Annotated in this window: 19 protein-coding genes; 13 read left to right on the forward strand and 6 right to left on the reverse strand. The window is 60.7% G+C overall.

The features are described from left to right. Positions 1–41: 41 nt before the first annotated feature. On the reverse strand, positions 42–737 hold the full coding sequence (locus AB3G35_RS01970; protein ID WP_086799354.1) for a DsbA family protein: 696 nt from the start codon (positions 735–737) through the stop codon (positions 42–44). Between the two features lie 257 nt (positions 738–994). On the opposite strand from AB3G35_RS01970, the gene AB3G35_RS01975 reads away from it, so the two are divergent. Continuing rightward, a complete protein-coding gene (locus AB3G35_RS01975; protein WP_369782266.1) occupies positions 995–3,073 on the forward strand; it encodes a TonB-dependent receptor in 2,079 nt (692 codons plus the stop codon). Between the two features lie 105 nt (positions 3,074–3,178). Here the strand turns inward: AB3G35_RS01975 and aguA are convergent, their stop codons facing one another. Beyond that, positions 3,179–4,285: an agmatine deiminase gene (aguA, locus tag AB3G35_RS01980; protein WP_016783064.1), complete on the reverse strand. Its 1,107-nt coding sequence runs from the start codon at positions 4,283–4,285 to the stop codon at positions 3,179–3,181. 281 nt (positions 4,286–4,566) lie between these two features. On the opposite strand from aguA, the gene rfbB reads away from it, so the two are divergent. The 5 genes from rfbB to AB3G35_RS02005 all read left to right on the forward strand — a co-directional run bounded on the left by rfbB (position 4,567) and on the right by AB3G35_RS02005 (position 10,356). Beyond that, positions 4,567–5,649, forward strand: coding sequence for a dTDP-glucose 4,6-dehydratase (gene rfbB, locus AB3G35_RS01985; RefSeq protein ID WP_016783063.1), 1,083 nt, complete (start codon positions 4,567–4,569; stop codon positions 5,647–5,649). 17 nt (positions 5,650–5,666) lie between these two features. Further along, the gene (rfbD, locus tag AB3G35_RS01990) at positions 5,667–6,539 is read left to right on the forward strand and encodes a dTDP-4-dehydrorhamnose reductase (protein WP_369782717.1); all 873 of its coding nucleotides are present in this window, start codon (positions 5,667–5,669) and stop codon (positions 6,537–6,539) included. Positions 6,540–6,685: 146 nt separating this feature from the next. Then, complete coding sequence (locus tag AB3G35_RS01995; protein WP_016783061.1) at positions 6,686–8,500, forward strand: cache domain-containing protein; 1,815 nt, start codon at positions 6,686–6,688, stop codon at positions 8,498–8,500. Next, positions 8,497–9,888, forward strand: a complete 1,392-nt coding sequence (locus AB3G35_RS02000) for a sigma-54 dependent transcriptional regulator (protein ID WP_095040616.1) — start codon at positions 8,497–8,499, stop codon at positions 9,886–9,888. Before AB3G35_RS01995 ends, AB3G35_RS02000 begins: the two co-directional genes overlap by 4 nt. A gap of 12 nt (positions 9,889–9,900) precedes the next feature. Continuing rightward, entirely contained in the window at positions 9,901–10,356 is a 456-nt protein-coding gene (locus tag AB3G35_RS02005) for a YiiD C-terminal domain-containing protein (protein ID WP_088378496.1), read from the forward strand. A gap of 105 nt (positions 10,357–10,461) precedes the next feature. Here AB3G35_RS02005 and cysQ read toward each other — a convergent pair whose 3' ends face one another. Together cysQ and nudE are read right to left on the reverse strand one after the other, a co-directional pair. After that, the gene (gene cysQ, locus AB3G35_RS02010) at positions 10,462–11,304 is read right to left on the reverse strand and encodes a 3'(2'),5'-bisphosphate nucleotidase CysQ (protein WP_086799366.1); all 843 of its coding nucleotides are present in this window, start codon (positions 11,302–11,304) and stop codon (positions 10,462–10,464) included. After that, positions 11,301–11,867, reverse strand: a complete 567-nt coding sequence (gene nudE, locus AB3G35_RS02015; protein ID WP_016783057.1) for an ADP compounds hydrolase NudE — start codon at positions 11,865–11,867, stop codon at positions 11,301–11,303. Before nudE ends, cysQ begins: the two co-directional genes overlap by 4 nt. A gap of 87 nt (positions 11,868–11,954) precedes the next feature. Here nudE and yrfG point away from each other — a divergent pair, with 87 nt between their 5' ends. After that, on the forward strand, positions 11,955–12,617 hold the full coding sequence (gene yrfG, locus AB3G35_RS02020; RefSeq protein ID WP_106115541.1) for a GMP/IMP nucleotidase: 663 nt from the start codon (positions 11,955–11,957) through the stop codon (positions 12,615–12,617). Between the two features lie 110 nt (positions 12,618–12,727). Here the strand turns inward: yrfG and lysM are convergent, their stop codons facing one another. Beyond that, positions 12,728–13,168: a peptidoglycan-binding protein LysM gene (lysM, locus tag AB3G35_RS02025; protein ID WP_016783055.1), complete on the reverse strand. Its 441-nt coding sequence runs from the start codon at positions 13,166–13,168 to the stop codon at positions 12,728–12,730. A gap of 104 nt (positions 13,169–13,272) precedes the next feature. Here lysM and AB3G35_RS02030 point away from each other — a divergent pair, with 104 nt between their 5' ends. The 5 genes from AB3G35_RS02030 to AB3G35_RS02050 all read left to right on the forward strand — a co-directional run bounded on the left by AB3G35_RS02030 (position 13,273) and on the right by AB3G35_RS02050 (position 19,408). Beyond that, complete coding sequence (locus tag AB3G35_RS02030) at positions 13,273–14,160, forward strand: LysR family transcriptional regulator (protein WP_016783054.1); 888 nt, start codon at positions 13,273–13,275, stop codon at positions 14,158–14,160. Between the two features lie 94 nt (positions 14,161–14,254). Continuing rightward, on the forward strand, positions 14,255–15,094 hold the full coding sequence (fdhD, locus tag AB3G35_RS02035; RefSeq protein ID WP_369782267.1) for a formate dehydrogenase accessory sulfurtransferase FdhD: 840 nt from the start codon (positions 14,255–14,257) through the stop codon (positions 15,092–15,094). Continuing rightward, positions 15,091–17,439, forward strand: coding sequence for an FdhF/YdeP family oxidoreductase (locus AB3G35_RS02040; RefSeq protein ID WP_106115542.1), 2,349 nt, complete (start codon positions 15,091–15,093; stop codon positions 17,437–17,439). The genes fdhD and AB3G35_RS02040 overlap by 4 nt, the downstream gene beginning before the upstream one ends. A 326-nt stretch (positions 17,440–17,765) precedes the next feature. Further along, positions 17,766–18,242, forward strand: a complete 477-nt coding sequence (locus AB3G35_RS02045; RefSeq protein WP_016783051.1) for a glycine zipper domain-containing protein — start codon at positions 17,766–17,768, stop codon at positions 18,240–18,242. A gap of 242 nt (positions 18,243–18,484) precedes the next feature. Further along, the gene (locus AB3G35_RS02050) at positions 18,485–19,408 is read left to right on the forward strand and encodes a hypothetical protein (RefSeq protein ID WP_134050798.1); all 924 of its coding nucleotides are present in this window, start codon (positions 18,485–18,487) and stop codon (positions 19,406–19,408) included. A 164-nt stretch (positions 19,409–19,572) separates the two neighbouring features. Here AB3G35_RS02050 and AB3G35_RS02055 read toward each other — a convergent pair whose 3' ends face one another. Next, positions 19,573–20,037: an Lrp/AsnC family transcriptional regulator gene (locus AB3G35_RS02055; protein WP_016783049.1), complete on the reverse strand. Its 465-nt coding sequence runs from the start codon at positions 20,035–20,037 to the stop codon at positions 19,573–19,575. 127 nt (positions 20,038–20,164) lie between these two features. Here AB3G35_RS02055 and AB3G35_RS02060 point away from each other — a divergent pair, with 127 nt between their 5' ends. Further along, positions 20,165–20,500 carry a hypothetical protein gene (locus AB3G35_RS02060; RefSeq protein ID WP_324708408.1) on the forward strand — a complete coding sequence of 112 codons (336 nt, stop codon included), beginning with the start codon at positions 20,165–20,167 and terminating at the stop codon, positions 20,498–20,500. The last annotated feature ends 67 nt before the right edge of the window (positions 20,501–20,567 follow it).

Raw genomic sequence — 20,567 nt, forward strand, 5'->3', positions numbered from 1 at the left:
ACCGTCACTTGAGAAAGTTCTGACCGATATGTCAGCAATTGTTACTGGCAACCACTCAGACCGCAGGCTGGCGCTGAAACGGTTTCGCCTTCGGCGGGCACGCCCTCCTGCTGGCGCAGCCAGGCTGCAAAGGCTTCGGGCTTGCCCAGATACGGCCCCAGATCGATCACCCGGTATTGCCCGGACTGCTCAAGTACTACGGTCGGAAAGCCCTGGCCACCTACCCGTGACAACAATTGGCGGCTGGCCTTGAAGTGCGCCTGCGTCACTTCGCCGCTTATCGCAGCGTAAGCGGCACGGAAGTCATCGGCATCCAGGCCCATTTCGGCGGCCACTGCCAGCAACACTTCTTTATCGGCAATCCGCCGGCCCTCTGCGTAATGCGCCGTTTGCAACAGCCCCAGCATGTCGAGGCCGCGTCCGGCCAATTGCTCGGCGGCCAGCACCGCGGTGGTCGGCGGCGCCGAATCGAATACTGCCGTGGTGTCGCGCAGCAAACCCTCAAAGTACGCCTCGCCAAAGGGCTGCCCGGTGTATTGGGCAATGCGATGGTCATGGGGCATCACGTAATCACGCAATTGCGCCGACACCGTCTGGCGTTGTGCGCCGGCCATCATTCCGCCGCCGTGGGCCACCACCGGCAAAACTCCCCGCGCTGCCTCGATAAGCGGCTTGGCGCCATAGCACCAACCGCACAGGGGGTCGTAGATGTAATGCAGGACAGATGGAAGGGTCATGACTGGCTCCGGAAAATTAAAAAATCAGAATGCCAGCCTAGCCTTGCGCGGCCGGGGGAAAAACGCCGGTATGCCTTTTAGTGTGTTGCGTGAACCGGGCGAATCAGCTGCGGCAAGGGCTGCAGGGCTGAGAAATAAATAGATACATATTTGCAGGTGTCTCAATTGGTAATTCTTAACATAAAGCAACAAGAACCATTACCATTCGCGCCCTAAAAATATAACCAACTATTACAACTGCCGGACACCCCTCAACCATGCTCTCCCCTCGCCGTTTAACGTCCTTGAATCTGGGGCTATGTGCCTTGCTGTACGCCGGATTCAGTAACGCTGCCACCGTGCTTCCCGAACTGTCGATCAGCGCCAGCGAAGCCGAAGCAGATGACCCACGGGTCAAGGACGTCACCACCGCCACCCGCACCTCAACCCCGGCGCGCTATGTGCCACAAGCCATCGACTCGGTAAAAACCGCTAACGTCCTCGATTACGGGATCAACAGCATTGGCGAAGCCCTGAGCGGTATTCCCAACGTCAGCAGCACGGCCGACACGCGCTTTGACAGCCTGCGCATTCGTGGTTTTGACGCCAGCAACGACTTTTACCTGGATGGCATTCGCGACGACAGCCAATACGTGCGCGACCTGCACAACATCGAGCGCATCGAAGTGCTCAAAGGCCCTGCGGCAGTGTTATACGGTCGCGGTAGCCAGGGCGGGATCATCAACCGCGTCAGCAAAATGCCGCAGTTCGGTCGCCAGTCGAGCGTTCAGGCCCAGGGCGGCAGCGAGGATTTACGCAGCCTGTATGCCGACCTCAGCACCGACCCGAGTGACACCATCAGCCTGCGCCTGAACATGGGCAACGAAGACAAAAACAGCTTTCGCGATCACGTCAGCGGTAACCGCCAACTGTTTGCACCCTCGATGAGCTGGCAAATCACCCCCGACCTGAACTGGCTGGTGCAATACGAATACAACCGCTACAACCGCACCCCGGATCGCGGAATTCCGAGCATCGACGGGCGCCCGGCGGATGTCAGCCGTGGCACCTCCTACGGCGGGCAAAACGATTTTATCGACGATAAAGTCCAGAACCTGCGCTCGCGCCTGAGCTATGAACTGAGCGATAACTGGCAACTGCGCCATACCCTGGGCGTGTTCAAACTCGACAGCCAGTTCGAAAACACCTACCTGACCGGCTACGACCCGAAAATCAACAAGGTCAACCGCCAGAGCTGGCAGCAGGACATGACCACCCGCAATATTTTCAACAACCTCGAAATCGAAGGTGGCTTTGACACGTTCGGCCTGGAGCACCGCCTGCTGACCGGGCTGGAACTCGGCAGCCAGCGCCGCGACCCCAAGCTCTACAAAGCCGGGGGCGTACCGCCCGTAGATGTGTACAACCCCGATCGCAGCCTGCGCCCGACCGGGCCGATGGTAATTTCCAGCGACAACCACACCGAGGTCGAGAGCCAGGGCCTGTATATCCAGGATCAGCTTCGCCTCAACGATCAATGGCAGGTACTGGCCGGCTTGCGTTACGACCGCTTTAACGTCGAGACCACCAACCATCTCAGGCCCTTGATCCCGACCGAAGAACGCAAAAGCCACAGCACCAGCCCGCGCCTTGGTGTGGTCTGGACGCCGCTGCAAAACCACTCGTTCTACGCCTCGTGGACCAAGACCTTCTCCCCGGTGGGCGGCGGCTTGATCGGCATCACCCCGGGTGCTGCAGGCAACGCCAACGACCTGAGTCCGGAGCTGACCAAGCAAAAGGAAATAGGCGTAAAGAGCGACTGGCTGGATGACCGTCTGAGCACCACCCTGGCGGTGTATGAGCTGGAACTCTACAACCGCCGCACCAAGGACCCGGACGACCCGACCATCACCCTGCTCTCCGGCCTGCAACGCTCACGCGGCATCGAACTGACCGCCAGCGGCAAGCTGGGCGGCAACTGGTACATGCGCGGCGGCGTGGGTGTGCAGGATGCAACAGTGGTCAAGGACAACAACGGGCTTGAGGGCAAACGCATCAATGGCGTGGCCAAGCACAATGGCAGTCTGTTTATTACCTGGAAGCCGGAGATGGGCTGGTACGCCGAAACGGGCCTGACCCTGGTGGGCCAGCGTTACGCCGACAACCAGAACACCGTGATATTGCCGGGCTACGGACGCTGGGATGCGCTGGCGGGTTATCGCGAAAAAGACTGGGATGTGAGCGGGGCGCTGACCAACCTGACTGACCGTTACTACTATGCGTCGGCCACCAGTGCGGCGCAGATCATGCCGGGCGAGCCGCGCAGCCTGGTGATGACGGGGACGTACAAGTTCTGAACAAATAGCGACCCTGTGGGAGCGGGCTTGCTCGCGATTGAATCACCGCGGTATGTCAGACAGACCGCAGCGCATTTATCGCGGGCAAGCCCGCTCCCACACCAGTCAGATTTTGTACGGCGCAGGCTGTTGCTGGGTCAGGCAATGGATATTGCCGCCACCCAGCAACAATTCACGACCCGGCACCATGACCACTTCGTGCTGCGGGAAGATCTTCTGCAGGATGGTCTTGGCCTGCGCATCCATCGGGTCGTCAAAGCTCGGCGCGATGATGCCGCCGTTGACGATCAGGAAGTTCACATAAGAACCCGCCAGACGCTCGGTCGGATTACGGTCCTGACTGCCTGCCACTTTATCAACACCGTCACACTCTTCCTGGGTCGCATACATCGGCCCCGGGATCGGCATTTTGTGTACCACGAACGGCCGCCCCTTGGCGTCAGTGCTGGTTGCCAGCACATTCATCGCTGCATGGCAGCGCGCGTAGTTGGGGTCACGCTCGTCGTCGGTCCAAGCCAGCAACACCTCACCCGGCGCAACGTAGCAGCAGAAGTTATCCACATGGCCGTCGGTTTCGTCGTTGAACAGGCCGTCCGGCAGCCAGATGATCTTGTCCACGGCCAGGTGCGAACGCAGTACGTCTTCGATTTCTTCCCGTGACAGATGCGGGTTGCGGTTGCGGTTCATCAGGCACTCGGCCGTGGTGATCAGCGTGCCTTCACCATCGACGTGGATCGAGCCGCCTTCAAGCACAAAGCCTTCGGTGTAGTAACGCGGGCAACGTTCGATTTCCAGCACCTTGCTGCCCACTTGTTGGTCACGGTTCCACGGGAAGTACAAACCGCCGTCAAAACCGCCCCAAGCGTTGAAATCCCAGTTTACGCCGCGCACTTCGCCGCTGTGGTTGATCACGAACGTCGGGCCGCTGTCACGTACCCAGGCATCGTCGCTGGAGATTTCGACCACCCGAATATTCGGTACATCGAGTTGCGCGCGAGCGTTTTCGTACTGGCCTGCGGACACACCGACAGTGACCGGTTCAAAACGCGCAATGGCTTTGGCCACCGCGGCGTGGGCCGCCTGGGCCGGCTTGCCGCCCAAGCGCCAGTTATCCGGGCGCTCGGGCCAGATCATCCAGGTTTGGGTCTGCGCAGCCCATTCGGCAGGCATATGAAAGCCGTCAGCGCGCGGCGAACTGTGCAAAGTGGTCATCTGGACTCCTGGAAAGCGTCTGGGTGTTGAGTACGAAAAAACATGACAGTGGACGCAGCTCAGTACTGCGTCAACGGCGAGCATCTTTATAGCCGATAAATATCGGCAATAAAATCCATTTACTCATGAGAAATGATATTTAGTCGAAAATATATCGATATAAATCTGTATTTCCAGGTTCGCACACAAGTTCCCGACAACGCCCACTTGCACCCCCCGGCGCATCCCCACAAGCTATGCCTCATATGTTTAAAGGCCTTCAGGGAATAAGGAATCACCACATGCGCATTTTAGTCACCGGCGGCGCCGGTTTTATTGGTTCAGCGTTGATCCGTCACCTGATCAAAAATACCGGGCACGAAGTCCTCAACCTCGACAAGCTGACCTACGCCGGTAACCTGGAATCGCTGCAAGGCATTGCCACCGATACCCGCTACGAGTTCGTGCAGGCCGATATCGTCGATCAGGCGGCGGTCAGCGCGATCATTGCGCGTTTCCAGCCCCAGGCGATCATGCACCTGGCGGCCGAGTCCCACGTTGACCGTTCCATCGACGGGCCGTCGGACTTTATCCAGACCAATATCGTCGGTACCTACAGCCTGCTCGAAGCTGCCCGCGCCTACTGGCTGACCCTGCCCGAGCCGGAAAAAAGCGCCTTCCGCTTCCACCATATTTCCACCGACGAAGTGTATGGCGACCTGCACGGCGTCGACGACCTGTTCACCGAGACCACGCCCTACGCGCCAAGCTCGCCGTATTCGGCCAGCAAGGCAGCGTCCGACCACCTGGTCCGCGCCTGGAACCGCACCTACGGTTTGCCGGTACTGCTGACCAACTGCTCGAACAACTACGGGCCGTTCCACTTCCCCGAAAAACTGATCCCGCTGGTGATCCTCAACGCCCTGGCCGGTAAACCGCTGCCGGTATACGGCAACGGCCTGCAAGTGCGTGACTGGCTGTTCGTCGAGGACCACGCCCGCGCCCTGCTTAAAGTGGTGACCGAAGGGGTGGTGGGCGAGACCTACAACATCGGCGGCCACAACGAGCAGAAGAATATCGACGTGGTGCGCAGCATCTGTGCCCTGCTCGAAGAACTGGCACCCGCACACCCGGCAGGCGTGGCGCAGTTTGCCGACCTGATCACCTTCGTCCAGGACCGCCCGGGCCACGACCAGCGCTACGCGATTGACGCCAGCAAAATCGAGCGCGAGCTGGGCTGGGTACCTGAAGAAACCTTCGACACCGGCCTGCGCAAAACCGTGCAGTGGTATCTGGACAACCTGGAGTGGTGCCAGCGTGTGCAAGACGGCAGCTACCAGGGCCAGCGCCTGGGCTTCACCGAACCAAAGGACCTGATCGCGTGACTGATCCCAAAACCCCCTTGAAAATCCTGATCAGCGGCAAGACCGGTCAAGTGGCCGTTGAGCTGCAAAAGCACCTTGCCGGCCTGGGCGAGTTGATCGTCCTGGGCCGCGATGTACTGGACCTTAGCCAGCCCGACCAAATCCGTGCCCAGGTGCGGGCGCACAAGCCGGACCTGCTCATCATTGCCGCAGCCCACACCGCCGTGGACCAGGCCGAAAACGAGCCGGAACTGGCCTTCGCGATCAATGCCAGCGCACCGGGCGTGTTTGCTGAAGAAGCGGCGGCCCTGGGCATCCCCTTGATTCACTACTCCACCGACTACGTGTTCGATGGCCGCAAGCCTGCGCCCTATACCGAAGACGACGCCACCAACCCGCTGGGCGTGTATGGCAAAAGCAAGCTGGCGGGTGAGCTGGCCATCGCGGCGAGCGGTGCCCAACACTTGATCCTGCGCACCAGTTGGGTGTACTCGACCCACGGTAAAAACTTCCTGCTGACCATGCAGCGTTTGCTGCAGGAGCGTTCAGAGCTACGCGTGGTAGCAGATCAGATCGGCGCGCCGACCTGGGCCGGCACCATCGCCCAAAGCACGCGGGCATTGATCGAGCGCTGGCAGTCAGGTGATGCCGCAGCATGGGGCACCTATCACCTGACCGCCAGTGGCGAAACGTCCTGGTTTGGCTTTACCCAGGCCATCGCCGGGCACCTGACGGCACAAGGCAAGGCGTGCGCAACGCTGGAGTCCATCCCCGCCAGCGCCTACCCAACGCCTGCGGCACGGCCACAGAACTCGCGCCTGGATTGCAGCAAGCTGGCCCGAGAATGGGGCGTTGCCCAGCCCGACTGGGAAGCTGCATTGAGCGCGTGCCTGGCCGAGCAACCAGACTAACGCCAATCCCCTTGTGGGAGCGGGCTTGCTCGCGATGACATCACTGCGGTCTGCCTGACAAACCGCGCCGTTTGCATCGCGAGCAAGCCCGCTCCCACAGGGTTCGTTGGGTATACTGCAACGTACTCTTGCGGCGCAGCTTTCCGATGATCACCACCTCCTCCGTTCCTCGCAGACCCCGCTGGCGCAGCCTGGCCTTGTTGGCGATATGCCTCGCACCTTTGTTGTGGCCGCTGCAACACCTGGCCGAGCGCTATTATCGCAGTGAGCTGGCCGGGCAAAACCGCCAGACCCTCGACCTGTATGTCGCCAATCTGCTGGGCACGCTGCATCGCTATGAAGTGCTGCCGCAGATTCTCGGCCAGTTACCTGACCTGCGCGAGCTGCTGGCAGACCCGGAAAGCCCGCAGGCCCTGAGTAAAGCCAATCAGTTACTCAGCGAAATAACCAGCCAGACCGGCGCTGAAGTCATGTACCTGGTGGACGCTCATGGCGACACTATTGCGACTTCGAACTGGAACAAAAGCGACAGCTTTATCGGGCGCAACTTCGCCTTCCGCCCCTATTTCAGCGAAGCGATGCAAGGCAAGCTCGGGCGCTTTTTCGGCCAGGGCACTACCTCCGGAAAACGCGGCTACTACTTTGCCGCACCGGTTGAGGTAGACAACCAAAAGCTTGGCGTACTGGTGGTCAAGGTCGACCTGGACCATACCGAGCGACTCTGGGGCAAAACACCGGAACAACTGTTACTGACCGACAGCAATGGCGTGGTCATTCTCACCTCGCGCCCTGAATGGCGCTTCAGGTCCACCCGTGATCTGTCTGAGGAAGAACGTCAGGCCATTTTCGCCATCCTCCCCTACCCGACCCGCGACCCCAAGCCCCTGGCGCTCGACCCCAGTGCCTGGCTGGTACAGACACAAACCATCGACGAAACGGGCTGGCAGGCGAATATTCTTGCCCCTCGCACATTGATCGACCGCTCGGTGCGCACGGTGCTGGCCATCGGTGGCGCCACCTTGCTGGTGGTCATGCTGCTAATCGGCTTGATGATGCAGCGCCGGCGCCACTACCTGGACCGCATCGCGTTTGAAGCCAAGGCTCGCCGCACTCTGGAAATGCGTGTGGCAGAGCGCACCAGCGACCTTGAAGGGCTTAACCGGCGCCTGCGTGAAGAGGTGCTGGAACGTGAGCATGCACAACAGGAGCTGGTGCGCGCCCAGGACGATCTGGTGCAGGCCGGCAAACTCTCGGCGCTGGGCACCATGTCGGCCAGCATCAGCCACGAACTCAACCAGCCGCTGGCGGCCATCCGCAGTTATGCCGAAAACGCCGAAGTGCTGCTCGACCACCAACGTATCGACGACGCACGCGGCAATCTCAAGCTGATCAACGAACTGACCGGGCGCATGTCTTCGATCATTGCCCACTTGCGCGCCTTCGCCCGCCGCGACCGCCATGCCCCGGAGAGCGTCGCCTTGCAGCCGGCACTGGACGATGCCCTGGCATTGCTGGCCAAGCGCCGACGCAGCATGGAGGTCGAGCTGATCCGTGACTTGCCCGCCGCCACGCTATGGGTCGAAGCCGGGGAAACCCGCCTGCGCCAGGTGCTGGGCAACCTGCTGGCCAACGCCCTCGACGCCCTGACGGAAAAAGGCCCGCCGCGACGCTTGTGGCTAAGTGCCCAATCCACCCCGGAGGGCGTCACTGTGTACATTCGCGACAACGGCCCGGGGTTTTGCATGGAAGCTCTGGGCCGTGCCGGAGAGCCGTTCTACACCACCAAAACGCGCACTCAGGGGCTGGGGCTTGGCCTGGCCATTTGTGACACGCTGATCCGCGCCTTTGGCGGCGAATTGCTATTTGCCAACCACAAGGAAGGCGGTGCTTTAATTACCTTGCGGCTGCGCGCCGGTGCGCCGGGCGTGAGCTTGCAAGCTTCGGAGGACTCCAGGTCATGAGCCAGCCTATCGATCCACGGGTTCAGGTCATCCTGATCGATGATGACCCACACCTGCGCCAGGCCCTGTACCAGACTCTGGACCTGGCCGGCCTCAACGTGCTGCCGCTGGCCGAAGCCAACGGCCTGGCCGAGCGCATCGGCCGGGACTGGCCGGGGGTGGTGGTCAGTGATATCCGCATGCCGGGCATGGACGGCCTTGAGCTGCTGGCGCAACTGCATGGCCAGGACCCGGAACTGCCGGTGCTGCTGATCACCGGTCACGGTGATGTACCGCTGGCAGTGCAGGCCATGCGCGCCGGCGCCTATGATTTCCTTGAAAAGCCCTTTGCCAGCGATGCCCTGCTCGACAGCGTGCGCCGCGCCCTGGCCTTGCGCGCCCTGGTGCTGGACAACCGCAGCCTGCGCCTGGCGTTGAGTGACCGCCAGTTGCTGAGCACGCGCCTGGTGGGGGTATCCCCGGTCATGCTGCGCTTGCGTGAACAGATCGGTGCGCTGGCAGCCACCAAGGCCGATGTGCTGATCCTCGGCGAGACGGGTTCAGGCAAAGAAGTGGTTGCACGCGCGCTGCATGATTTATCGGCGCGGCGTCACGGTCCGTTTGTGGCGATCAATGCCGGGGCCCTGGCAGAGTCCGTGGTTGAAAGCGAGCTGTTCGGGCATGAGCCCGGCGCCTTTACCGGCGCGCAAAAGCGGCGCATCGGCAAGTTTGAATTTGCCAATGGCGGCACCCTGTTCCTCGACGAAATCGAAAGCATGAGCCTGGATGTGCAGGTCAAATTACTGCGTTTGCTGCAAGAGCGCGTAGTCGAGCGCCTGGGTGGCAATCAACTGATCCCGCTGGACATCCGCGTGATCGCCGCCACCAAAGAAGACCTGCGCCAGGCCGCCGATCAGGGCCGGTTCCGTGCTGACCTGTATTACCGGCTCAACGTGGCGCCCCTGCGCATCGCCCCCCTGCGTGAACGGGGTGAAGACGTGCTGATGCTGTTCGATTACTTCGCCGGTGAAGCCAGCGTGCGCCACGACCTGACACCCAACGTGCTGCAACCGGTACAGCGGGCACTGCTGCTGCGCCACACCTGGCCTGGCAACGTACGCGAACTGCAAAACGTCGCCGAGCGCTTTGCCCTTGGCCTTGAACTGGCGTTGGATAACTCGGCTGAAGGCCTGCCCGCAGCAGGTAATGAAGTCTCGGGAGGCCTGAGCGAGCAGGTCGAGCATTTTGAAAAAAGCCTGATTGCCGCCGAACTTGAGCGCTCCCACAGTTCCATGCGCAGCCTGGCCGAGGCCCTGGGTGTGCCGCGCAAAACCCTGCACGACAAACTGCGCAAGCACGGGCTGAACTTCGACAGCGCCAGCCATCCCCACCCAGATGAACTTGATTAAAGAGGCCGCAGCATGAACCGCGACAGTCGTTATCTGGAGTCAGTTCTTCACCACGACATCCCGCTGACCCGGGAAATGGGCCTCAAGGTGCTGGGCTGGCAAGACCGCCAGTTGCGCCTGCAGTTGCCGCTTGAAGCCAACATCAACCACAAGAGCACCATGTTCGGTGGCAGCCTGTATTGCGGGGCGGTGCTGGCGGGCTGGGGCTGGCTGCATTTGAGCCTGCGCGAAGCGGGGATCGAAGACGGGCATATCGTGATTCAGGAAGGTCACATCAGCTACCCGCTACCGGTGACCGAGGACGCCATTGCGGTATGTGATGCGCCGGATGATGGGCCGTGGAACAAGTTTTTAGCCATGTACAAACGCCACGGTCGGGCGCGGCTGACCCTGGACACGCGAGTAATCAATGCACAAGGCGGGGAAGATGCGGTGAAATTCAGCGGGCAGTATGTGTTGCATCGCTAAGCCCCAAGAGCCCCTCACCCCAGCCCTCTCCCCGAGGGAGAGGGGGCTAAATGGTGGAGATTTTGAGCGCGCGCGCGGCCAGTCCCCTCTCCCTCCGGGAGAGGGTTAGGGTGAGGGGCTTTTGACTTTGGCCAATGCCAACAGCTGCTCACGCCACGGCGCCTTTGCAGGCAACGCCAAAAACGATTCATTGAGCAACGACGCCCGGGCCGGATAACTGAACGGTTCACCATCCAGTTGCAGCACCACACCACCGGCACCTTCCAGCACACCCTGAGCCGCCGCCGTGTCCCACTGCGAAGTCGGGGCCAGGCGCGGATAACAATCCGCCGCCCCTTCAGCCAGCAAACAGAACTTCAACGAACTGCCCACACTGACCAACTTCAATTCACCCAGATGCTCACTCAACCCGGCCAGCAAACGCTCCTGCTCTGGGCTGGAGTGCCGGCGGCTAGCGACCACGGTCAACGCCTCACCCGCAGGCGGCGAGTTGCGCACGCTGATGGGCATCACTGCATCACCGTCCGCACGCCACGCGCCCAACCCTGCACCACCGTAGTAGCAACGGCCACTGGTGGGCATCGACACCACGCCAAACACCACGCAACCTTGCTCGATCAACGCGATGTTGACGGTGAACTCTTCACTGCCGGAAATAAATTCCTTGGTGCCATCCAGCGGGTCGACCAGCCACCAGCGCGTCCAGCTGGCACGCACGTTTTGCGCGATATTGGCGTCTTCTTCCGACAGCACCGGGATGCTCGGGTCCAGTGCGGTCAGGCCATCGAGCAAAATATGATGGGCGGCCAGGTCAGCGGCGGTTACCGGCGAATCATCGGCCTTGGCGGTGACTTCAACGCCGGCACGCCAGAACGGCAAGATCGCGTCGCCAGCGGCATGGGCCAGTTTGATCACGCCTTCAAGCAGGGGATGGGGCAAACCGCTCACGGCTGGAACACTCCACGCTGGGTCAGCAGATCGCGGGCCAGATACAGCGCGGCCAGGGCTCGGCCTTCGCTGAACTGCGGGTTAAGCACCAAGCTCGACAGTTCACGCAGATTCACGCGATCAACGCGCATCGGCTCAGGTTCATCACCCTCCAGATGCTCTTCGTAAAGATCGGTAGCCAGCACCACCTGGATCTTCTGGCTCATGTAACCGGGGGACAGAGACAGCTCGGTCAAGTGCTCAAGCTGGCGAGCACCGTAGCCGGCCTCTTCCTTCAGCTCGCGCTCGGCGGCGGCCAGCACGTCTTCGCCCGGCTCGATGAGGCCCTTGGGCAGCGACACTTCATATTCATCAGTGCCGCCACAATATTCTTCGACCAGAATCGCGTGTTCCGCGTCGATCATGGCCACAATCATCACAGCGCCATAGCCATTGCCGCGCCCCACCAACCGTTCGTAAGTGCGTTCAACGCCATTGGAGAAGCGCAGCTGCACTTCTTCGACCCGAAACAATCGGCTACTGGCAACAATTTCACGGGCAAGTACGGTGGGTTTTTGGCGCATAGCGGCTCCTCAATATGAACGGGGTACTATACCCCGGCTTTTCCGATTGTCTGTGTCGGAAATTTTTACCTGTGGGAGAAGTTTTGCATGACCGTTTTACCTTGGCGCGACATCGATACCGTGCTGCTCGACATGGACGGCACGCTGCTCGACCTGCATTACGACAATCATTTCTGGCTGGAGCACCTGCCCCAGCGCTATGCCGAGTTGCATGGCATCAGCCGGGCGATGGCGGATCTGGAGCTGACGCCGCTGTTCGAGGGCAACGCAGGCCAGTTGAATTGGTACTGCCTGGACTTCTGGAGCCAGGAGCTGAAAATCCCGGTGCGCGAACTCAAGCTCGAAACCGCTCATCTGATTGCCCTGCGCCCCGACGCCGATACTTTTCTGGCGGCCATCAAACAAGCCGGCAAGCGGGTGATCATGATCACCAATGCGCACCGTGATTCGCTGTCATTGAAAATGGAGCGTATCGAGCTGGCTCCCTATTTCGAGCGGCTGATCAGCTCCCACGACTACGGCTACCCCAAGGAAAGCCCGGCTTTCTGGGATGCCCTGCAAGCTGATATCGGCTTTGACCCGGGCCGCAGCCTGTTTATCGACGACACCCTGCCGATACTGCGCAGTGCCCGTGATTTCGGCGTGGCCCACTTGCTGGCAGTCAAACAGCCCGACAGCCAGAAAGGCCCGAAAGACACCGCGGAATTTGCCGCGCTAGGCGACTATCGCGAGTTGCTGGAAGGGCTGTGACCCCCTGAACCGTGGGAGCGGGCTTGCTCGCGATGGCAGCGGCGCGGTCTAACTGAATGACTGCGGCGTCTGCATCGCGAGCAAGCCCGCTCCCACCGGGTGCTGTCGGGTTACTCAGGAATACGCAGCGTCTGGCCCGGGTAGATTTTGTTCGGGTCCTTGAGCAGCGGCTTGTTGGCTTCGAAAATCTTGTTGTACTGGTTGGCGTTGCCGTACACCTGCAGAGAAATGGCACTCAGGGTGTCGCCCTTTTTCACCACCACAAAACGCGATGCCACAACGGCCGGGCCTGTGACCGTAATCTGGTCTTCAACACTGGCCACGCCTTCGATATTGCCCGCCGCCAGGATGATTTTTTCTTTCTCTTCCTGGGTCGCCACCTCACCGCTGACCGTCACTTTGTCACCGTCCACCGTGGCGGTGATGTTGGGGTTGCCCAGGCCCACTTCCTGCACATGCTTCTTGAGTTCCTCACCCGCATTGGCGTTGCCCGGTGTCAGCAGGTTGATCAGTTTCTCGCCGGCTTCTTTCACAAAGCTGAAAATACTCATACATCACGCTCCTAGGGTTGGAAGATCCAGACCCCAGAGCGTAGACCATCATTGGCACCAGCAAGCGCGTTAGAATCGCGCACTGAAATGCGCCCGGAGCGACGATGGACATCAAACAGCTGAAATTCCTTATTGCCCTGGATGAAACCCGGCATTTCGGCCAGGCCGCCGCCCGTTGCCATATCACCCAGCCCACCCTGTCCATGCGCTTGCGCAGCCTGGAGCAGGAACTGGACCTGCAACTGGTCAATCGCGGCCAGCGCTTCGAAAGCTTTACCGCCCCCGGCGAGCGGGTGCTGGCCTGGGCCCGAACCGTGCTGGCCGCCTACGACGGCTTGCAGGCCGAAGCCGCGGCCTGTCGCGGCAACCTCATCGGTACCCTGCGCCTGGGGGTTGTACCGCTGTCCAGTTTTGACCCCCTGCCTTTGTTGCAGCACCTGCACCAGCAACATCCCGAGCTGCGGTTTGAACTGTCGGCACTCAGTTCCGGGCAAATCCTCGAACAACTGGCCAGTAACCAGTTGGATCTGGGCGTCTCCTACCTGGAGCGCCTTGACCATGAGCGTTTCGACGCCCTCGCCCTGGAAGAAACCCGCATGGGCCTGCTTTACGACCAACGGTATTTCAGCTTTGGCGAAGCGCCCCTGAGCTGGGAGGCGTTGACCGCACTGCCGCTGGCCCTGCTCAGCAGCGGCATGCACTTTCGCCAGTCCATCGACCACAACTTCCACAGCCGCGGCCTGACACCGCAACCCCTGCTGCAAACCGATGCCGTTCATCAACTGTTACAAGCTGTCCACGGCGGCTTGTGCTGCGCCGTCATGCCCCTTGAAGGAGGCCTGGAAGCCCTGACCGAGCACCTGCGCCTGCACCCCATTGAAGATGCCCGCACCCTGGCCCGCCTGGGCTTGATCATGCGCCGCGAGGCCCCGCGCTCGGCCCTGGCCGAAGCCTGTTTTGCGTTCTATGCGAAATCGCCAAACCCTTCATGATCGACGCCCTCTATCAATAGATCAGCACTGACGATTAGACGCGACACGGTGTCGCGCCTAGGCTTAAGGCTCAATTGATTGTCGGTATCGCCTTATGAACGCCAAGCGCCCCCTGTGCGCGGCGCCTGCCATTGCTGCGTCCGCGCCTGCTGCCAGCCAGAGCTATGACTATGTCAACCTGGACCACAACGGTGGTGCGCAAACCGCACTGGCTGAAGAGGTCGCCCTGGCGATTGCCTATAACGGCATCAGCCAGGCCGTGATGCTGGTCACCCCGACCGACCTTGAAGACTTTATCGTCGGCTTCAGCCTGGGCAGCGGCATCATTCAAGACCCCAGCGAAATCTACGACCTCAAACTGACCGGTGCAGGCTCTGCGCAATATGCCCAGGTAGAAATCGCCAGCCGGGCGTTCTGGAACCTCAAGCAGCAACGCCGCCAACTGGCCGGCACCAGCGGTTGCGGCCTGTGTGGCGTGGAAGCGGTGGAACAGGCCTTGCCGGATCTGCAGGTCTTGCCCGGTGCGCCCTTGCCGCCGGCACAGTGGCTGGAAGGCCTGCGCCAGCGCATCAGCGACTTTCAACCCCTGGGTCAGCACTGCGGTGCCGTACACGCTGCCGTTTATATGGATGGCCAGGGCCAGTTGCTGCTGGGCCGCGAAGACATCGGCCGGCACAACGCCCTGGATAAATTGATCGGCGCGCTGGTGCGGCAAAACATCGACCTGGCCGGCGGCGCGGCAATCGTCACCAGCCGTTGCAGCCTGGAACTGATTCAAAAAGTGTTGCGCGCCGGCATCCAGACCCTGATCAGCCTGTCCTCGCCCACCGGCCTGGCGCTGCAATGGGCGCGGCGGCACAACCTCAACCTTATTCATCTGCCACAAAAAAGCGCGCCACGGGTCTACAGCCCCGCGCAGGAGAATCAACCGTGAGCATCCACCATCAAGCCGATAAAACCCCGACTCCCCGCTACAAGCCCTACAAAGGCCCGGCCGGTGGCTGGGGCGCGCTGATCAGTGTGGCGCAAGCCTGGTTGACCAGCGACAACGCGCTGAAAAACCTGCGCATGATGCTCAAGACCAACCAGAACGGCGGCTTCGACTGCCCGGGCTGCGCCTGGGGCGACTCGCCGGAAAGCGGCCTGGTCAAGTTCTGCGAAAACGGTGCCAAGGCGGTGAACTGGGAAGCGACCAAGCGTCGGGTCGATGCCGCGTTTTTTGCCAAGCACAGCGTCAGCGCGCTGCTGGAGCAAAGCGATTACTGGCTCGAATACCAGGGCCGCCTGACCGAGCCCATGAGCTACGACCCGGAAACCGACCGCTACACCCCCATCAGTTGGGATGCGGCGTTCGCCTTGATCGCCAGGCACTTGCTCAACCTGGCCAGCCCCAACGAAGCCGAGTTCTACACCTCGGGCCGGGCCAGCAACGAAGCGGCATATTTGTATCAATTGTTTGTGCGCGCATTTGGCACCAACAACTTTCCGGACTGCTCGAACATGTGCCACGAGGCCAGCGGCGTAGCGTTGGCACAAAGTATCGGGGTGGGTAAAGGCACCGTGACGTTCGATGATTTCGAGCACGCGGATGCAATTTTCGTATTGGGGCAAAACCCCGGCACCAACCACCCGCGCATGCTCGAACCGCTGCGCGAAGCAGTCAAACGCGGCGCCCAGGTGGTGTGCGTCAACCCGCTCAAGGAGCGCGGCCTGGAACGCTTCCAGCACCCGCAGCACCCGCTGGAAATGCTCACCAACGGCGACCGCCCGACCAACACGGCCTACTTGCGCCCGGCATTGGGCGGCGACATGGCCCTGTTGCGCGGTATGGCCAAATTTTTGCTGCAATGGGAGCGCGATGCCCAGGCCGCAGGCGAGCCGGCGGTGTTCGACCACGCCTTTTTGAATGAACACACGGCGGGCGTTCTGGATTACATCTCCAGCCTCGATGACACCTCGTGGGATCACATCGTGGAGCAATCGGGCCTGACCCTGGTGGATATCGAACGCGCCGCGCGCATGTACCTCAAGGGTAAAAACGTGATCATGTGCTGGGCGATGGGCATCACCCAGCATCGTCATTCGGTGCAGACCATTCAGGAAATCGCCAACCTGATGCTGTTGCGCGGCAATATCGGCCGCCCCGGCGCCGGCTTGTGCCCGGTACGCGGCCACAGCAACGTGCAGGGCGATCGCACGATGGGCATCAACGAACGCCCGCCAGTGGCCTTTCTCGATTCGCTTGAGCGCCGTTTCCAGTTCAAGGTGCCCCGTGACAACGGCCATAACGTGGTTGAAGCCATCCACGCCATGCTTGAAGGCCGCGCCAAGGTATTTATCGGCCTGGGCGGCAACTTCGCCCAGGCGACACCAGACAGCCCGCGCACTGCGCAAGCGCTGCGCAATTGCGAGCTGACCGTACAGATCAGCACCAAGCTCAACCGCAGCCACCTGATGCACGGCAAAGAAGCCCTGATCCTGCCATGCCTGGGCCGTACCGACATCGATATCCAGGCCGAAGGCCCGCAGGCGGTCACGGTGGAAGACTCGTTCAGCATGGTCCACGCCTCCAATGGCCAGTTGCAGCCACTGTCGAACCAGATGCGCTCGGAGCCCGCGATCATTGCCGGCATTGCGGCGGCCACATTGGGCGCACACCCGATTGACTGGAACTGGGTGGTCGCCGACTACCGGCGCATTCGCGACCTGATTGCCGACACCATCCCGGGCTTCAAGGACTTCAACACCCGCATCGAGCACCCAGGCGGCTTCTATCTGGGCAACTCGGCCGGTGCGCGAGTGTGGAATACGCCGTCCGGGCGTGCCAACTTCCGCCCCAACGTCCTGCCGCAAGACCTGGTGGACGCCCGTACCCGCGCCACCGGAAAACTGCCGGACCTGATCCTGCAATCGATGCGTTCGCACGATCAATACAACACCACCATCTATGGTCTCGATGACCGCTACCGTGGGGTCAAGGGCCAGCGTGACGTACTGTTCGTCAATGAAGCCGACATCATCCGCCTGGGCTTCAAGCCGGGGCAGAAGGTCGATATCGTATCGATCTGGGATGACAAGCATGAGCGCAGGGTGAAGAACTTCACCTTGCTGGCCTTCGACATTCCTGCCGGGCAAGCCGCGGCGTACTACCCGGAGGTCAACCCGCTGGTGCCGCTGGAAAGCACGGGCGATGGCAGCCATACGCCTACGTCGAAGTTTGTGGCGATTTGCCTTGAGCCGGCCAGCCCGTCGACGTTGATCATGGCCAAGGCCAGCTGAGCACTTTTTGTTCGTTTGTGGTGGGAGCGGGCTTGCCCGCGATGGCATCGCCGCGGTTTGACCGTCATCCCGCGGTGCCTGAATCGCGGGCAAGCCCGCTCCCACATTCAAGCAGCCCGCCTCTGAACTGCGGCCACAAAAAAGGCCGTTTTCCTACGAAAACGGCCTCACCGAACTAGCTAACAGACCGGCAAAATTCGATTAAGTTCCCCAGTAAAAACAACAACTTATAGAATTGTGTACAACTCGTGTTACTCGTCGGATTTCGATTGTCACCAACCGCTTGCAGCCTCAGGATCGCGCCGTCATCTCTTTGAGGCTCATTTATGAAGCTCACCTCGATTCTCTTGTTGTCCCTTGGCCTGGTCAGTGGCGTAGCCTCGGCCGGTGGCACCACCGAAGCCGGTGTAGGCGGCGCATTAGGCGGGGTTCTTGGCGCCGTTGTTGGCCAACAGCTCGGCGGCTCGACCGGTTCTGCGATTGGTGCAGGTGTGGGTGGTGCGGCAGGTAGTGCCGTAGGTGCCGACAAACGCAGCCGTGGCGAAGCAGCCATTGGCGGCGCGCTGGGTGCTGCAGGCGGCAACGTGCTGGGCCGCAGTGTCGGCGGCAGCACAGGTGCCCTGGTAGGCTCGGCCGCTGGCGGTGGTGCCGGTGGCGCGCTGGGTAACTACATGGGCAATAAAAGCGACAGCGACGATCGCCGCTATCGCGACCGCGATAACCGTCGCTACTACCGCGACGACCATCGCGGCCGTGGCCACGCGTATGGCCATCGCAAAAACAAGCATCGTCACAACGACTGATGCGTAAAACGGGAGCCGCAAGGCTCCCGTTTTTTTGGGCCTGCGCCAGCTCCAGGCAAATTGTTTCAATGCATTACGCCCGCCTGTTTTGGCCCTGATCATGCAATCTGCATGCACCGAAAAAACCAGCCATTTGCAAGCCATTGAAAGGTATGGAATTACCTGCAGGCATACGGTTGGCACATCCCCTGCAATGACCTGAATGAACGCTGCACTTCCTACCATTCAGGAGCACAACAACAATGATCGGGACCACTGAGCACTATCCCGCAGCCCTACAAGATTCCTCTGGCCAATCAGGTGTTTCCTGGGCCGCGATCTTTGCCGGCGCTGCCACTGCTGCCGTCCTTTCCCTGCTGCTGCTGATGCTGGGCGCGGGGCTTGGATTTTCTGCCGTCTCGCCTTGGGCCAATGAAGGCGTGGGCGCCAAGGGCCTGGGCATTACCGCCATTATCTGGCTGGCGGTCACCCAGATCATTGCTTCCGGCATGGGTGGTTATCTGGCCGGTCGCTTGCGGGTCAAGTGGACTAACTTGCATGGCGATGAAGCCTACTTTCGCGACACCGCCCATGGTTTTCTCGCCTGGGCCGTGGCCACGCTGGTCACTGCTACCCTGGTTGCAGGCTCGGTCAGCAGCGTAATCGGCAGCGGCGTGCAAGCCGGGGCCAGCGTGGCGTCAGGTGCCGCATCGGCGATCAGCAGTGCAGCCGGCAGCGCCGCCGCGAGTCAGGGCGATAAAGGTTCGGACTACTTTATCGACAGCCTGTTTCGCGATGAACGCGGTACCGCTGTCAGCGAAGACGCCGCTCATGGCACCGTGGCGCGCATCTTTGCCCATAGCCTGGCCAATGACGGCCAATTGAGCAGCGAAGACCGTACCTACCTGGCCCAGATCATCGCCCAGCGCACCAACCTCAGCCAGCCTGAAGCCGAACAACGGGTCGACCAGGTTTACGCCAAGGCCCATCAGGCCGTTGAAGAGGCCAAGGTCAAGGCTAAGGAAGCTGCTGACACGGCCGCCAAGGTCGCCGCCTGGTCCACCCTGTGGATGTTTATCACCCTGCTGATCGGCGCTTTTTTTGCCAGCCTGTGCGCCACCTTCGGCGGCCGTCGCCGCGATGCCGTGATCTATCTGACGCCTACCACCACAACCCCGCTGGTTTAACTCGGGCTATCCACTGACTGGAGAATAAAATGCGCTCACTTCTGCTGTTTTTCCTCGGTATTCCAATTCCGATCATTATCCTGATTGCGTTGTTTGTTCACTGATAACAGTGCGCAAAACCAACCGACGGCCTTCCTTGTGAAGGCCGTTTTGCTTCTAAGGCCTCAGACTGGCAGGCAGGTGGTGGACTTGATTTCGGACAACGCCACAATCGAGTTCACCTCTTGGATGCCTGGCACCATCGACAGCTTTTCAAAGAAAAACCGCTCATAGGCCTCAATATCGGCTGTCACGATGCGCAGCAAAAAATCCACCGCGCCCATCAGCACATAACACTCCAGCACTTCGGGAAAGCCGCGGATCGCGTCAGTAAATTCGGTGAAGTTTGAGCGACCGTGGGCATTAAGTTTGATCTCGGCAAAAATTTGCGTGTTGAGGCCGATTTTCTTGCGATCGAGCAACGTCACCTGGCCACGAATGATGCCTTCGTCCTTCATCCGCTGGATCCGCCGCCAGCAGGGTGATTGCGACAGCCCCACCTTCTCCGCGATCTGCGCACTGGACAGCGAAGCGTCCTCTTGCAGCAGGGCCAATATGCGGCGGTCGTAAGCATCCAGCTCGCTTTGCATAGAAATACCTTTGAATGAATAATTCGAGACTTGATCAAGTCTATTTATTGTCAATTCAAAGCATCTTAGATAAAAAAATTCCCGCGCGACGTGTAAATATTTCCCCAGCCTGAACTGGAGCCCTTGCATGCCGCATCTGGAAGTCATCACCCCCTCACCGCGCCCCGACGTCTGGGCCAGCAATGCCGCGCCTTGCCAGGTGCTTTTCCGTATCCAGGCCGAAGCCGATGCCGACGTGCTGTGCCGGGTGCTCAACCTGTTTGCCTTGCAGCAACTGATCCCCCAGCAAGTGCAAGCGCTACGCGACGGTGACACCCTGAACATTGAAATCCGCAGTCACGAGCAGAGCTGGCACCGTGCCCAGATCATTGGCGAAAAACTGCGCAACCTGATCAGCGTTTTCGACCTGCAGGTACAACCCGTGACGGCCGCCAAGGATCCGGCAATGCAAGCCTGCGGGTAATAGTTCGCAACCATTGGCGGCCGGCAGGGCACCGCAGCGCAACTAGGCTTTAAAGGTTCATGGCCGG

The sequence above is a fragment of the Pseudomonas sp. WC2401 genome, from assembly GCF_041200115.1.
GTDB classification, from domain to species: Bacteria; Pseudomonadota; Gammaproteobacteria; order Pseudomonadales; family Pseudomonadaceae; genus Aquipseudomonas; species Aquipseudomonas fragi.